At 48.7% G+C, this 13,698-nt stretch carries 14 protein-coding genes and 3 tRNA genes; 10 read left to right on the top strand and 7 right to left on the bottom strand.

All coding sequences use genetic code 11. The features are described from left to right. The first annotated feature begins 100 nt into the window (after nt 1-100). From QMD03_08820 to QMD03_08775, 10 genes are all read left to right on the top strand, one after another. Entirely contained in the window at nt 101-457 is a 357-nt protein-coding gene (locus tag QMD03_08820; protein ID MDI6777313.1) for a hypothetical protein, read from the top strand. Continuing rightward, nucleotides 454-1,374: a site-specific DNA-methyltransferase gene (locus QMD03_08815; protein ID MDI6777312.1), complete on the top strand. Its 921-nt coding sequence runs from the start codon at nt 454-456 to the stop codon at nt 1,372-1,374. Before QMD03_08820 ends, QMD03_08815 begins: the two co-directional genes overlap by 4 nt. A gap of 119 nt (nt 1,375-1,493) precedes the next feature. Then, nucleotides 1,494-2,366, top strand: a complete 873-nt coding sequence (gene dapA / locus QMD03_08810; GenBank protein MDI6777311.1) for a 4-hydroxy-tetrahydrodipicolinate synthase — start codon at nt 1,494-1,496, stop codon at nt 2,364-2,366. Nucleotides 2,367-2,419: 53 nt separating this feature from the next. Then, the gene (dapB, locus tag QMD03_08805) at nt 2,420-3,238 is read left to right on the top strand and encodes a 4-hydroxy-tetrahydrodipicolinate reductase (protein MDI6777310.1); all 819 of its coding nucleotides are present in this window, start codon (nt 2,420-2,422) and stop codon (nt 3,236-3,238) included. Between the two features lie 44 nt (nt 3,239-3,282). Beyond that, nucleotides 3,283-3,783 (top strand): 2-amino-4-hydroxy-6-hydroxymethyldihydropteridine diphosphokinase, encoded by a 501-nt coding sequence (gene folK, locus QMD03_08800; protein MDI6777309.1) that lies wholly within the window; start codon nt 3,283-3,285, stop codon nt 3,781-3,783. Nucleotides 3,784-3,860: 77 nt separating this feature from the next. Further along, nucleotides 3,861-4,076 carry a YHS domain-containing protein gene (locus QMD03_08795; GenBank protein MDI6777308.1) on the top strand — a complete coding sequence of 72 codons (216 nt, stop codon included), beginning with the start codon at nt 3,861-3,863 and terminating at the stop codon, nt 4,074-4,076. Beyond that, nucleotides 4,076-4,723, top strand: a complete 648-nt coding sequence (gene fsa, locus QMD03_08790; GenBank protein MDI6777307.1) for a fructose-6-phosphate aldolase — start codon at nt 4,076-4,078, stop codon at nt 4,721-4,723. Before QMD03_08795 ends, fsa begins: the two co-directional genes overlap by 1 nt. 181 nt (nt 4,724-4,904) lie before the next feature. Beyond that, nucleotides 4,905-5,462, top strand: a complete 558-nt coding sequence (pgsA, locus tag QMD03_08785; GenBank protein ID MDI6777306.1) for a CDP-diacylglycerol--glycerol-3-phosphate 3-phosphatidyltransferase — start codon at nt 4,905-4,907, stop codon at nt 5,460-5,462. A 59-nt stretch (nt 5,463-5,521) separates the two neighbouring features. Continuing rightward, a tRNA-Gly gene (locus tag QMD03_08780) sits at nt 5,522-5,593 on the top strand. A gap of 11 nt (nt 5,594-5,604) precedes the next feature. After that, nucleotides 5,605-5,680, top strand: a tRNA-Cys gene (locus QMD03_08775). 93 nt (nt 5,681-5,773) lie between these two features. On the opposite strand, the gene QMD03_08770 is transcribed toward QMD03_08775, so the two are convergent. The 7 genes from QMD03_08770 to recJ all read right to left on the bottom strand — a co-directional run bounded on the left by QMD03_08770 (nt 5,774) and on the right by recJ (nt 13,651). Next, nucleotides 5,774-6,775 carry an electron transfer flavoprotein subunit alpha/FixB family protein gene (locus QMD03_08770; GenBank protein ID MDI6777305.1) on the bottom strand — a complete coding sequence of 334 codons (1,002 nt, stop codon included), beginning with the start codon at nt 6,773-6,775 and terminating at the stop codon, nt 5,774-5,776. A 116-nt stretch (nt 6,776-6,891) separates the two neighbouring features. After that, nucleotides 6,892-7,680 (bottom strand): electron transfer flavoprotein subunit beta/FixA family protein, encoded by a 789-nt coding sequence (locus QMD03_08765; GenBank protein ID MDI6777304.1) that lies wholly within the window; start codon nt 7,678-7,680, stop codon nt 6,892-6,894. Beyond that, nucleotides 7,677-9,764 carry a heterodisulfide reductase-related iron-sulfur binding cluster gene (locus tag QMD03_08760; GenBank protein MDI6777303.1) on the bottom strand — a complete coding sequence of 696 codons (2,088 nt, stop codon included), beginning with the start codon at nt 9,762-9,764 and terminating at the stop codon, nt 7,677-7,679. The genes QMD03_08765 and QMD03_08760 overlap by 4 nt, the downstream gene beginning before the upstream one ends. A 14-nt stretch (nt 9,765-9,778) precedes the next feature. Next, nucleotides 9,779-10,912 (bottom strand): acyl-CoA dehydrogenase family protein, encoded by a 1,134-nt coding sequence (locus tag QMD03_08755; protein MDI6777302.1) that lies wholly within the window; start codon nt 10,910-10,912, stop codon nt 9,779-9,781. A gap of 39 nt (nt 10,913-10,951) precedes the next feature. Next, the gene (locus QMD03_08750) at nt 10,952-12,139 is read right to left on the bottom strand and encodes an acyl-CoA dehydrogenase family protein (protein ID MDI6777301.1); all 1,188 of its coding nucleotides are present in this window, start codon (nt 12,137-12,139) and stop codon (nt 10,952-10,954) included. Between the two features lie 27 nt (nt 12,140-12,166). Further along, nucleotides 12,167-12,243 (bottom strand) — tRNA-Arg (locus QMD03_08745). 79 nt (nt 12,244-12,322) lie between these two features. After that, a complete protein-coding gene (gene recJ / locus QMD03_08740) occupies nt 12,323-13,651 on the bottom strand; it encodes a single-stranded-DNA-specific exonuclease RecJ (protein ID MDI6777300.1) in 1,329 nt (442 codons plus the stop codon). Nucleotides 13,652-13,698: the final 47 nt, after the last annotated feature.

Below are 13,698 nucleotides of genomic sequence, written 5' to 3'. Positions count from 1 at the left end.
TAGTTGGAGATAGCGAATCAAAGAGCGTTACAATAAATTGGCAAAGAACAAGGATAGAGTTTAATTCCTATAAGAGATGGGTTGACCTATGGAGGGAAGAATGATGAAAATTGTCCAAGAGAAGAGGAAAAAGGGAAGCGAGAGAAAAAGTATTGCCCTACCTGCAGTTGACGACGTACAAATTCAGGAAATCAGCAAGGAATTTTTTCCAGAATGGATTGTCCAAGATGGAAAAGATTGGATATGCCCTATCTGCGAGCGCCCTCATCATAAGGAACCAGGCCCATTCATTTATGGGGCAACAGTTCGCAAAAACGAGAGTGCTGTTTCATTATGGGTGCAATCCTTGGGTTGCTGTAGATGGGAGCAGTGCTTCCCTTTCAAGAAAATTAAAGAGCGAAAGGTAAAGGCATCAGATTTGATTCCAGTATTAAGAAGGAGCTTCTATTCCCGATGAAACCTATCCAAAGAAGAAATGGCACCAAAACAAGTGCTTTCGGCTCTCCAGGAAGAATCAACCACGACTCCACCTCATTTTATACGAGTAGGTTATACGAAGGATTGCCTAAGGAGGAGACCGTTGAGTATATAGAGAATTCTATCCCACCTGAGTTTCTGAATAAAATCTTTTGTAAAACGAGCGAAAACATGGAGGAATTACCAGACAATAGCGTTCATTTGATGGTTACTTCTCCACCTTACAATGTAGGAAAAGAATACGATGAGAATCTCACTTTGAACGAGTACAGAGGGTTTTTGAAAAGGGTATGGAGTGAGGTTAAAAGAGTCCTTGTCCCTGGTGGAAGGGCATGCATAAATATTGCCAATCTCGGGAGAAAGCCATACATCCCACTTCATGCCTTTATTGTTGAGGACATGCTGGAGTTGGAGTTCTTAATGCGCGGTGAAATTATCTGGAATAAAGCCTCCAGTGGCAGTCCTTCAACCGCTTGGGGTAGCTGGCTTTCCGCTAAAAATCCAACCTTGAGAGATATCCACGAATATATTTTAGTCTTTTCTAAAGGTATGTTTACAAGAGGAAATCCGGGGAGGAAAAGCACAATTTCCAAGGAGGAGTTTCTTGGATTCACCAAAAGTGTCTGGACATTTGCTGCAGAGCCAGCAACAAAAGTGGGGCACCCAGCACCGTTCCCGGTAGAATTGCCTTATAGACTAATTCAACTTTATACTTTTGAGGGGGAAGTAGTCTTAGATCCATTTATAGGTAGCGGACAGGCTGCAATCGCATCAGTAAAAACAAAGCGCCACTTTGTGGGATATGACGTAAATGAAGGGTATGTAAAGTTGGCGGAAAAGCGAATTAAAAAATTCTCTTTAGAGTTTAATGCTCCCAAGTTGTTTGAATTTGCTTAAAAAAGGATGATAGAAATGGCGAAACGGCTTATAACACAACATAAAATCGCTATCGCTCACCCAATGTTTCGCAAAAATTTGTTTTATGCTGGGGACCTTAGATGAAAAAAGGGGGATTTATGTTTAAAGGAGCCATCGTGGCGATTGTTACCCCTTTTAAGGAGGGAAAGGTTGATGAAGGGGCGTTGAGGGAACTGATCGAGTTTCAGATCGCAAATGGAACCGATGGAATTGTTCCCTGTGGAACTACCGGTGAGTCCAGCACCCTGTCCTATGAAGAGCATGACAGGGTGATTGAGATTACGATAGACGCCGTGAAAAAGAGGGTACCGGTGATTGCCGGTACCGGTTCCAACAGCACCGAGGAGGCATTGCGGCTGACCAGACACGCCTATAAGGCAGGCGCCGATGGTGCATTGCTGGTTTGTCCCTATTACAACAGACCCACGCAGGAAGGGTTGTATCAGCATTACAAGACCATCGCGGAGAATATACTGCTCCCGATTATCCTGTACAATATCCCCGGCAGAACGGGGGTCAATCTCCTGCCGGAGACGGTGGCAAGGCTCTCTAAAATAGACAATATCGTGGGTATCAAGGAGGCATCCGGTTCCCTGACACAGATTGGTGAGGTGATCAATCTCTGTGGAGATGATTTTGATCTCCTCTCGGGGGATGATATTATCACTCTGCCGATCCTGGCGCTCGGCGGCAAGGGGGTGATCTCTGTCGTCTCCAACGTGGCACCTGCCGATGTGGCCGCGATGGTTGACGCCTCCGAAAACGGGGATCTCAAAAGGGCAAGGGAATTACACTATAAGTTGGCTTCACTGGTCGGTGCCCTCTTTATGGAAACCAATCCTGTTCCTGTCAAGGCCGCTCTGGCCATGATGGGGAAGATCGAATACGACGTGAGGCTTCCCCTGTGCAGAATGTCAGATGCCAACTACGAAAAGCTAAGAAAGGCCATGCTGAATTATGGGCTTATCTGAAGAGGGCTTAAGGGCCCAATGTTTGCCTGAATTTTAAAAATAAGGGTATTTCCATGGTAAAAGCGATCGTTACCGGGGTTGGCGGGAGGATGGGAGGCAGAATTATCAGCCTGATCTCCGGCGCCGGGGATATAGATTTAGTAGGTGCAGTGGAACAAAAGGGGCATGCCGTCATCGGCAGGGATGTGGGTGAGAGCCTCGGATGTGGCAAAATGGATGTCATCGTGGATGATCACCTTAAGACATGTATTGACAAGGGTGATGTGGTCATTGATTTTACCAGCCATGAGGCATCTCTTCGCCACCTTGAGATCGCTGTGGAAAGGCAGCGCGCCATCGTGATCGGTAGTACCGGGTTTACCGCGGAGGAGATGGAAAGGGTCAGGACGCTGGCGGTCAACACCCGGTGTGTCCTGTCACCCAATATGAGTGTAGGCGTCAATGTGATGTTTAAGGCCCTCGAATATGTGGCCGGAATCCTCGGGGACGATTACGATGTGGAGATTACAGAGGCCCATCACCGTTTAAAAAGAGATGCACCGAGTGGCACAGCCATCAGGATGGCCCAGATCGTCGCAGGAACCTTAGGGAGGGACCTGGCAGAAGTTGGTGTTTACGGTAGGAAGGGCATTATCGGTGAAAGGACGAAGGCCGAGATAGGTATCCAGACATTGAGGGCTGGTGACATCGTGGGAGAGCACACCGTTATGTTCGGCGGTGTTGGTGAGAGACTTGAATTCGTTCATCGTGCCCACAGCCGGGATAACTTTGCCAGAGGCGCCATGCGGGCGGCAAAGTGGATCGTAGACCAGAAAAACGGTCTCTATGATATGCAAGATGTCCTGGGGCTTAAGGATAGTCGTAAGTCGTAAGTCATAAGTCATAAGTCATAAGTCATAAGTCTTGAACAGTATCAATGGTATCCGGAGTTATCAGTTTTGTGGGAATCGGTTCCAATATGGCCAACCCGGCGGAGAGGTGTCGGGAAGCCATTGACCGTATCTCAGCGGTGAGCGGTGTAAAGGTACTCCGCAGGTCTTCACTTTACAGGACAGAACCTGTCGCTTTTTTGGAACAAGAATGGTTCGTCAATGCTGTCATTGAGATAAGGACCGTTCTTGCTGCCCGTGAGCTGGCAGCCGCCATGCAGGCAATAGAAGAAGCTATGGGCAGGAAGAGGGGACCAAAGTGGGGACCAAGGGTCATAGACCTGGACATCCTGCTCTACGGGCAGGATGTCGTCAGGGATGGGAGTCTGGCGATACCCCATCCGGAGTTTCACCAGAGGCGGTTTGTTCTTGTCCCGCTGTGCGAAATTGCCGCTTATGTGATCCATCCGGCCTTCGGTGTCTCTATCAGGGGGCTGATGGAAAGGCTTCAGGACAGCAGCGTTGTAGAATTGTACCAGGAAAACTAAAACATGGTAAATGGAGCATGATATTTCGCATACTTATTGCGTTTCTTATATTTTATCTGTTATATAGGGCGGCAAAGATGCTTTTTCTCCCCGCAGGGGGGAAGTCTGATCGTCCGCCCATTTTTCGGGAGGCTATTAAAGGGGAAGATCTGGTCGAGGATCCTTATTGCCACACCTATGTGCCGTTGAGCAGCGCCTATAAGGTGTCTATAAAAGGGAGAACAGTTTACTTTTGCTCTCAGAAATGTTTTGAGAGGTACAGGTCAGAAAAAGAGTGGGAGGAGAATGCCTGATGAAATTTTTTATTGATACGGCAAATATCAAGGAGATTAAAGAAGGCATCAGCCTGGGGATGGTCGATGGTGTGACCACCAATCCCTCTTTGATTGCGAAAGAAAACAGGGAATTCGACGAGGTGGTAAGGGAAATTCTCGATCTGGTTGATGGTCCTGTAAGCCTGGAAGTCCTCAGTTTAGAGGCCCGGGCAATGGTGGAGGAGGGGAAGAAGCTGGCCAGGCTGGGCGATAATGTGGTCATCAAGGTTCCCATCACGACAGAAGGATTAAAAGCCACCAGGATTTTTGCCGATGAGGGGATTCGTGTCAATCAGACCCTGATTTTCTCTCCACTCCAGGCCCTGATGGCGGCCAAGGCTGGTGCAGCCTATGTAAGTCCCTTCGTGGGCAGGCTCGACGATATTTCTCATAACGGTATGGAGCTTGCGGAACAGATTATCACGATTTTCAACAACTACGGTTTTGAAACGGAGGTTATTGTTGCCAGTGTGAGACACCCTCTTCATGTCCTTGAAGCCGCCCTCATGGGCGCCGATATCGCTACCATCCCCTTTAAAGTGATTGCCCAGATGGCGAAACATCCCCTGACCGATAAGGGAATAGAGATGTTTTTGGCGGATTGGAACAAAGTTCCGAAAAAATAGAACCTAAAACTGGCCATTGCACCCATAACTAATTGATAACATTAGAAATAGTATTTGGCATGGGTAAATGGTAAATTTGGTAACATATGAATATTAAAAAGGTATTGAGCTTCATTCGCCACTTTTAGGTAGAAATTGTACGAAAAAAATCATTTGACAGGCGGTCTGTAGAGTCAGAGAAATGAGGACATTTAACCTTTCCAATACCATTACCATTTTGAGGATCAGTGTCATTCCGGCACTTTTTTTTCTTCTCCCTCCCCCCGGCCCCGGTCGGACAGGAAGTCTCGTTATTGCCCTCCTGTTTATTGCGGCTGCCTTTACCGACCTGCTGGACGGTTATGTAGCCAGGAGATATGAGATTGTCACCACCATGGGGAAATTATTGGATCCCATTGCCGATAAGCTTATTATCAACACAGCGATGATTTTGATGATTCCCCTCGGCCGTATTCCGGCCTGGATTGTGGCCATTACAATTATCAGGGATATTGCAGTTGATGGTATCAGAAGCATCGCCTCGTCGGAGGGACTTGTCATTCAAGCCAGCCGGTGGGGAAAGCAAAAGACCCTGTGCCAGATCTTTGCCGTATCGGCGCTTATTATCCATTATCCGTTTCTGGGTGCAGATGCCCACCTTGTAGGCACAGTAATTCTCTATCTAGCCCTGATATTGACCATCTATTCGGGCATTGATTACTTCGTGAAGTTTTACAGGGGAGAAACCACAGTTATTTGATAAGTTTGGTATTGACAAAAAGAGTTTATCTGATATAGTTGCGCCCTACCCTAACGTAGGCGGGCGTAACTCAGCGGTAGAGTGTCACCTTGCCAAGGTGGAGGTCGACGGTTCAAATCCGTTCGCCCGCTCTATAATATCAGGCGGCATAGCCAAGTGGCTAAGGCAGCGGTCTGCAAAACCGTTATTCTCCGGTTCGAGTCCGGATGCCGCCTCCATTAGAGATAAAGGAGTTTACTCTGCAAGGTAAACTCCTTTTTATTTGGCGCCGAACCTCAGCGAGAATCTTGTGGGGATAAGGGGACGAGTTTTTATTGTGTTGAAAGCTCCTTACATTTTTCTATGAAGGGTGCTAATGTTACCTTATAATCTGCCACGATACCCCATTCGGCTACCTTGAAGATATAGGCCTCCGGGTCGGTATTGATGACTGCTATATGTTTCGAGCCGGAACAACCGGCGAGGTGTTGTACGGCGCCAGACAAAGCAACAGCGATATACAAATTAGGACTTACAATTTTGCCTGTTTGTCCCACCTGCATCGTTGTTGGTGCTAATCCTTCATCACAGGCAGCCCTTGTTGCCCCTACAGCGCCGCCCAATACCCCGGCAAGCTTCCTGAGAACATCAAAGCCTTCGACAGTCCCGATACCCCGTCCGCCGGTAACTACAATTTCTGCCTCTTCTAATTTTATCCCCTCAACCTCCTCTTTTACGGTCTCGATGATCTCGGCTTTTATCAGTGAACTTTCTATACCAATCTCCAGAGGAATGACTTCACCTTGTCGGGTATCATCTCGCTCAAGAGGTGACATCGTTTTTGGTCTTACCGTTGCCATTTGTGGTCGGGCAGTAGGGGTGATCATTACCGCATAGGCGTTACCACCGAAAACCGGCCTGGTTTGAAGCATTAGCTTTGTTTCAGGATCGATACTGAGATCAATGCAGTCCATCGCAAGTCCCCCCCCTAACCTGACGGCTAATCTCGGGGCGAGATCCCTGCCGGTATCTGTCTGACCCAGAAGCATGATAGAGGGATTCACCTGGCGACATACACTTGTTATTGCCCCGGTATAGGCATCAGAATTATAACTGTCAAGCAGCGGATTACTGACCAGATATACCCTCTGCGCCCCGTAGGCAACGGCTTGCTGGCTAAAGGGAGCAGCCTCTTTCCCTATTAAGAGGGCGCTAAGCTCCTCCCCCAGATCATCGGCAAGCCTTCTTCCTATCCCTAAAAGCTCCATCGTAATGGGAGACATTTTTCCATTTACAAACTCGGCACAAACCATTACTCCTTTAAACTCAGCCATTGACTTTTACCTCCTCATATACCCCCATACCATCAATCCTCAAAAGCTGATGGCTGGATGCTGATTGCTGAACGCTTACATTTCATCTATTCTGGATTCTGGCTCCTGGATTCTGACTATATAATCTTTGCTTTTCTGAGGCGCAATGCCAGTTCGAAAGCCGCCTCGGCGACTGTGTCCGCTTCTATGATCTGACACTTTGTTTCGCGGACGGGGATATACAACCTGAGCAACTGACTGCGCTTTACCCCCTGTAGCTCTGCGCCAATATCCTGAACGTTCCAGTTTATGATTTTAATCCTGCTGGCCTTTAAAATCCCCGCACCCGTGGGGAGGCGGGGAAGGCCTATCTCGCTGCTAACTGTGACCAGCGCCGGCATAGGCGCCTCGATGACCCTGTAACCGTCTTGAATCACCGATTCTACTCTCACCTTACTATCTTTCAAATCAACCTTTCTCGCTACGGTTACCACAGGGATACCGAGGTTTTCGGCGATGATGGAACCGACCTGACCGGCATCCCAGTCCGCCGCCTGCCGTCCGCACAGGATTAGAGAATAATCGCCTATTTTTTCAATGGCCTTCGTCAGGACAGAGGCGGTTTCGAAGCTATCCAGTTCCCCTGCCGCCTCATGCTGAATATGGATTCCTTCCTCAGCTCCTATGGATAATGCGTGCCTGATCGCACTCTTGGCGCTTGACACTCCCAGAGTCACCGCCGTCACTTTGGCCTGGTATTTATCTTTCAATTGCAGAGCAGCTTCCATCGCCCGTTCGTCAAAAACACTTGTTACGGGTGCCACCCCCTCAGGTGGCATGACCCTTTTCCCCTCAGGGTCAATCCGAAATTTAGCAGGCGGTATCTCAGGATCCGGTACCTGCTTGATACATACAATAATGTTCATTCAACTTCCCTCCTTCTGGGAGACGATTCAGATGTGGAGGGCCACGCTCCGTCGTGGCCGTTAAAAAAAGTCATATTTTCCTCTACAATCTCGGCAAGGTCCATTACCTTGAAGGTCTTATCCAATTCCTTTGCCCTGATCCCCTCGTCGAACATCTGTAAACAGAAGGGACAGGCGGTAACTACTACTTCTGACCCGGTTTTGATGGCCTCCTCGGTACGGATGCGGTTGATCTTGGTTCCCACCGGTTCCTCCATCCAGATCCTGCCGCCTCCTCCCCCACAGCAAAGCGCCCGTTGTCCGTAGCGGGACATCTCGACAACGTCAAGTTGAGGAAGTTGGCGCAAAATCTCTCTCGGTTCCTGGAAGATATCGTTATACCTGCCCAGGTAACAGGAGTCGTGATACGTTACTCTTCTCCTGTCCTGCCTTTCTGTGGGTTTCCATTTCCCGCTCTTCAGGAGTTGGGCAAGTAGTTGCGAATGATGGATGACTTCGAAAACCCCTCCCCACTGGGGATACTCGTTTTTCATGGTATTGAAGCAGTGGGGACAGGGGGTGATAATCTTTTTTACCTTGTGTTCCTCGAAGAGCGCAATGTTTTGTTGCGCCTGCTCTGCAAACAGGATTTCAAAGCCTATCCTCCGGGCAGGATCGCCGCAACAGGGTTCTTCCGCACCCCAAACGGCAAAATTCACCCCTGCGTTCTGCAATATCCTGACCAGAGATCTCGTAACCTCCGCATTGCGATCAGTTAATGCCCCTGTACACCCAACCCAGAGGAGGGTATCGGTATCCCTGCCCTTTCCCAATATATTGAGATCTAATCCGGCCATCCAGTCACCCTTGAGCCTCATGTGCTGAGCCCCCGTCCAGGGATGTCCACGGGAAAACATATTTCCCACCATGAGCTGGACAGCATCGGGCATCCTGCTTTCGGTCAGAGCCAGATTCCGGCGCATTTCGATAATCTTATCAATATGTTCCACAAATACGGGACAAGCTTCCTGACAGGCGCGGCAGGTCGTACAGGACCAGATATCATCCTCCGCGATCACCTCACCGATCAAGAGCCGGCCAATGGTCATCCGGTTATTAAACTTTTCCTCCATGTGGATCTTCATCTGCTGAATCAACCTTTTGGGGGAGAGGGTCTTGCCGCTGATATGAGCGGGACAACTTGCCTGACATCGGCCGCAACTGGTACAGGCATCGAGATCAAGGAGTTGTTTCCATGTAAAACCCTCGATATTTGCTACACCAAAGGTTTCAGCTTCCTCGAGATCGGCAATAGGCATCAGGGCGCCTTTTGGCCTGAGGGAACGGAAGAAGATGTTTATGGGAGAGACGATGACATGGAACAATTTAGAAAAGGAGAGGCCCAAATAGACGATGGTTCCGTAAAAGATGATGACGTGAAACCACCAGACACGCTGGTACCATGGCAGGAGCGAAGCATCTCCCAGTCCGAAAACTCTGGCTAGGGCAAAACCGGCAAAGGACCATCGTTCCTCCCACAGTGGCGTGGGAACAGTGGCGGAGATACGAAGCGCTTCGAGGATGAAACCGGTGATTGTCAGGAGGAAGAGCGAAATCAATACCACCGCATCATCCAGGCTGTTGTCCAGCCTTTCCGGTCTCAGGATATATCTCCTGATAGCCGCCATTATTATACCTGACAGGACAGCTATCCCCCCAAGTTCGCCCAAGAGAGAGACGACTAAATAGGGTCTCCCACGCAGGAAGGCTGCCACGTGCTCATGAAGGGCGAAGAGAGAGGTAACCAGCAGGAGCAAGAGAATGCCCCCAAAGATAAGGAGATGCATGACACCGGCATAAAGCTCGCCGGGAGAAAGGGGTATCGCCCCTATTCCGAGGAGGCGCTTATGGAGAAGGATATCAATCGTTCCAGTAACAAACGCCTTTATCCTCCCCTTTTCAAATCTCCCCTCCGGTTTCCCCATCCGCCAGAGGCGCCAGCGCCGGTAGATGGTATAGCCGATAAGGGGGAGGAGAAGCAATCCAAAGAGGTAGACCAGCCAACCGTATTCAATGTGCCAAAAAGCTTCTCGCGCGGCTTCCAAGATGACCTCCTCGCTTAAAGTCCCATCTCTTGAGCCACTTTTTCCCGAAGTGAATCAGGATCACCAAAAAGGAGGGGAGCCTGCCGTCCACGGCGATAGTACAGCCCCATATCATGCTCTCTCGTAGTGCCGATTCCGCCAAATATCTGAACGCCCATGCGGGTCCAGCGCCGGTAAACATCGCCGGCCCACGATTTAGCCATCGCCACTTCCTTACTACAGGGAAGTCCCTCGTTCAGCAACCAGGCGGCATAATAGGTAAATCTCTTGGCGATACCTATCTCGGCCCACATCTCAGCCAAGTAGTTCTGAATTATTCCATAACTGCCGATAGGCTTACCGTACTGTACCCTTTCTGTTGCGTAGGAAGTGCAGTTTTCTACAACCCAATCGGCGCCGCCCATCATTTCAGCACATTTCGCCATGGCTGCATACTCCAGCAACTTTTCTATAATGGGAAAGCCCTGATGCAACTGTCCCACTACGTACTTTTCTGCTACCTTCACATTTTCAAAGATGACCTCGCACTGTTTGTCATCGGCAATGGTGTGCAGGGGGGTGATTTTTATCCCCGGGATTTTGGCATCAACGATAAAGAGAGTAATGCCATCCTCCGGGCGGCTTTCATTGGTTTTGGTCCTCGCCGCACATAGAAAGTAGTGGGCTACCTGGGCATCATGGATAAACAATTTGGTACCATTTATGAGATATTCATTCCCCTGTACCACGGCCCTCGTATTGATTCCCGCAGCATCATACGTGGCGCTGGGCTCTGTCAGGGCCAGGCTGAAAATAGTCTCTCCGCTTGCTATCCCGGGTAAGAATTCCTTCTTCTGCTCCTCTGACCCAGCAGTCACAAGGGGTAGTGTACAGATAACGGTAGAGAAGAAAGGCAGGAGGAAACAGGCGCGTCCCATTTCCTCAAAGAGGACAACAGTATCCATAAAGCTGCCGCCGACACCATCATACTCTTCAGGTATAATCCATCCCAGCCAGCCGAGTTTTGCCATCTCTTTCCAGATATCGCTCCTGAACCCTATCGCGTCTTCTTCCAGTTCCCTCACCAGGCTCTTGGGGTAGTATCTGGCCATAAACTCCCTCGCGGTTTTTTTCAAAATCTCCTGGGTTTCAGTGAAATCAAGATTCATTGTATCCTCCCTCTTATCGAAATTGTTCTCAAAGATAACCTATCTGGGAAGTTTTAAACCCATCCAGGCAATAATGTTTTTCATGGTCTCGGTAGTCCCTCCGGCAATGGTGATACCCAAACTAGCTTGGCACAAATCCTCATATCTGCCCTGAAGCCTTGCCCATTTTGATCCCTCTTTCAGGGTGCCGTAGAGGCCCATGATCTCGATGGCAATATTTGCGAAGCGAACGGTTAATTCCGATGAGAACCACTTGGCAGCCGATGATTCCGCGGGGACATTCTGGCCTTTACTCTGGAGCCAGGACACATAGTAAGCCCACTGCTTTGTTGCCTCAAGTTCAATCGCCATCTGGGCTAACTTTTGACGAACCAGGGTAGCCTCGCCCAATGGTCGGCCATGGTGTACTGTTTTTTTACAAAATTCCACAAGCTCTTCCAATCCCCTCTTAAGTTCCGCAACTGTTCCTATCATCGAGCGTTCAAAATTTATCCCCGCCATCGTTACATACCAGCCCTGATTTACCTGTCCTACTACGTTCTTCTTGGGAACCCGAAAGTTATCAAAGAAAACCTCATTATATTCCCGTTTTTTGTGCATATACAATAACGGGCGGATGGTTATCCCCGGTTTGTCAATCTCGCTGACAAAATAGGTAATCCCCCTATGCTTGGGGGCATTCTGGTCTGTGCGGGCCAAAAAGAAGATATGGTCTGCCCGGTGTGCGCCTGTAGTCCATATCTTTTGCCCATTGATCACAAAGTCGTCACCATCCTCCACTGCCTTGGTGGTGAGAGAAGCCAGGTCTGAACCGGCATTCGGTTCAGACCAACCCTGGCACCAGTTGATCTCGCCCCTGGCGATCCTGGGCAGCCATTTTTTCTTCAATTCTTCGGAACCATGTTCCAGAATACTGGGAGCGACAATCTGCGGGCCCCACATATCCACACCAGGCACCCGATGGTAGGCCTTTACTTCATTGAAGATAAGCTGTTCAATGTAACTGTGCTCCTTTCCGCCATACTCTTTAGGCCAGGGCAGAGATAACCACCCCTTTTCGGCTAACCTTTCTGCTACCGAACGATGGTATGCCCAATTTTCATCTGATTCAAAAATGGCAAAAAGCCCCCCTGACCATCCTTCCGGGGCACGACTCTCCTCCCGGGCAAAAAATTCCTCAAATTCCCTTTTCAGGGACTCTTGTTCCGCAGTCAATCGAAAATCCATCTTTTTCCTCCTCCGTTTTTATATCCTTGGTAGGCGATGTGGGACTCGAACCCACGGCCTCTGGTTCCGGAGACCAGCGCTCTATCCTCCTGAGCTAATCGCCCTTCATAAAACATCAGTCGTAAGTCATCAGTCTCCAGTCTTATGTCTTTTGACTTACGACGTATGACGTATGACGTATGACTATATTGGAGGCGCAACGTCTCTCATCTTCAACTGAATATTATCTGACCCCTTCCAGTTGTTAATCTGAGGGGTAAAGACAATATCAAGGGCCGATCCTGATAGGGTATGGATAAAATGCCCCTTACTGAACCATATGGAATTATAAGATACACCATCCCCGTTTACACGCATCCGTAAGTGATTATTTCCTACAATGGTAGATGTTGTGACATTGACATTCTTGACACACAGAATTGGTTCGGGATTCTTTCTGCCAAATGGGGCGAGGGTATCTATCTGATAGAGGAGGTCACGGGTAATATCATTGAGATTGCATTGAGCATCAATGATGGTTTGCGTGGTAAAATCCGCAACTTTTAAGTTTTCTTGGGTTACATTATTGAGAAGACTGGCAAATTTTTTTACGTCTTCTTCCCTGATCGAGATGCCGGCAGCGTATTGATGTCCCCCATAGGACAACAGTAAAGAATCACATCTTTTCAAACCTTCATAAATGTTGAAATCGTCAATGCTCCTTCCCGAACCTTTTCCAATACCATCCTTCAGACTTATCAATATGACAGGCCGGCAGTACAGATCTACCAGCCTTGAGGCCACGATACCGATCACGCCCGGGTGCCATTTAGGAGAGGCAAACACAAGGGAGCTTGATTTTTCGGGATCGCTCATTTTTTTTATTTCGTCGAGGATTTCATCGAGAATGGTCCTCTCCATAACCTGTCGTTTCCGATTGTAGACATCAAGTTTTCTTGCCATTTCCCTGGCCTCTTCCATGTCGTCGGCCAGTAGGAGCTGTACTGCGTCCCTGGGCGATCCAATACGTCCCGCTGCATTGATCCTGGGTGTAAGGCAAAAAGATACCTTCCTCGAGTCGAGGGCCTGATTTTCTAACCCGCTTATCTCCTTTAAGGTCCTCAATCCTATCCTTTTGCCCTCCGTGATTAGATCAAGTCCAATCTTTGTGAATATCCTGTTCTCGTCAATAAGGGGAGAGATATCACCAATGGTACCCAGAGCAACAAGGTCTAAATATTCCTTCAGGTTTGGATACCTGTTATTTCTCCAGAAACCGTCTTTTCGTAAACTGCTTCTCAGGGCGATAAGAAAATTAAAAACAATGCCAACAGCGGCGAGATACTTAAAAGGAAACTGGCAGTCCTTACGATTCGGATTAATTACCGCAACGGCAGTAGGGATCCTCTCTGGAACCTCGTGATGATCTAATATGATGGTATCTATACCGATCGTTCGGGCATAGGATACCTCTTCAAAGTCGGAGATACCGCAGTCTACTGTGATAATCAGTTTCACCCCGTCACTTTTTATTGTCCCCCTCGGGGATTGGGAGAAAAACCCTCGCCTTCAGGCGAAGA

Source organism: Syntrophales bacterium (genome assembly GCA_030018935.1).
Lineage (GTDB): Bacteria > Desulfobacterota > Syntrophia > Syntrophales > CG2-30-49-12 > CG2-30-49-12.
This window is presented reverse-complemented; position numbering and strand designations above follow the sequence as displayed.

Excerpts from the sequence above, each read along its gene's own strand:
- QMD03_08795 (MDI6777308.1), top strand. The coding sequence starts at position 3,861 with ATGCTTTTTCTCCCCGCAGGGGGGAAGTCTGATCGTCCGCCCATTTTT.
- QMD03_08755 (MDI6777302.1), bottom strand. The coding sequence starts at position 10,912 with ATGAATCTTGATTTCACTGAAACCCAGGAGATTTTGAAAAAAACCGCG.
- fsa (MDI6777307.1), top strand. The coding sequence starts at position 4,076 with ATGAAATTTTTTATTGATACGGCAAATATCAAGGAGATTAAAGAAGGC.
- QMD03_08820 (MDI6777313.1), top strand. The coding sequence starts at position 101 with ATGATGAAAATTGTCCAAGAGAAGAGGAAAAAGGGAAGCGAGAGAAAA.
- dapB (MDI6777310.1), top strand. The coding sequence starts at position 2,420 with ATGGTAAAAGCGATCGTTACCGGGGTTGGCGGGAGGATGGGAGGCAGA.
- folK (MDI6777309.1), top strand. The coding sequence starts at position 3,283 with ATGGTATCCGGAGTTATCAGTTTTGTGGGAATCGGTTCCAATATGGCC.
- QMD03_08750 (MDI6777301.1), bottom strand. The coding sequence starts at position 12,139 with ATGGATTTTCGATTGACTGCGGAACAAGAGTCCCTGAAAAGGGAATTT.
- QMD03_08815 (MDI6777312.1), top strand. The coding sequence starts at position 454 with ATGAAACCTATCCAAAGAAGAAATGGCACCAAAACAAGTGCTTTCGGC.
- pgsA (MDI6777306.1), top strand. The coding sequence starts at position 4,905 with ATGAGGACATTTAACCTTTCCAATACCATTACCATTTTGAGGATCAGT.
- dapA (MDI6777311.1), top strand. The coding sequence starts at position 1,494 with ATGTTTAAAGGAGCCATCGTGGCGATTGTTACCCCTTTTAAGGAGGGA.
- QMD03_08765 (MDI6777304.1), bottom strand. The coding sequence starts at position 7,680 with ATGAACATTATTGTATGTATCAAGCAGGTACCGGATCCTGAGATACCG.
- QMD03_08770 (MDI6777305.1), bottom strand. The coding sequence starts at position 6,775 with ATGGCTGAGTTTAAAGGAGTAATGGTTTGTGCCGAGTTTGTAAATGGA.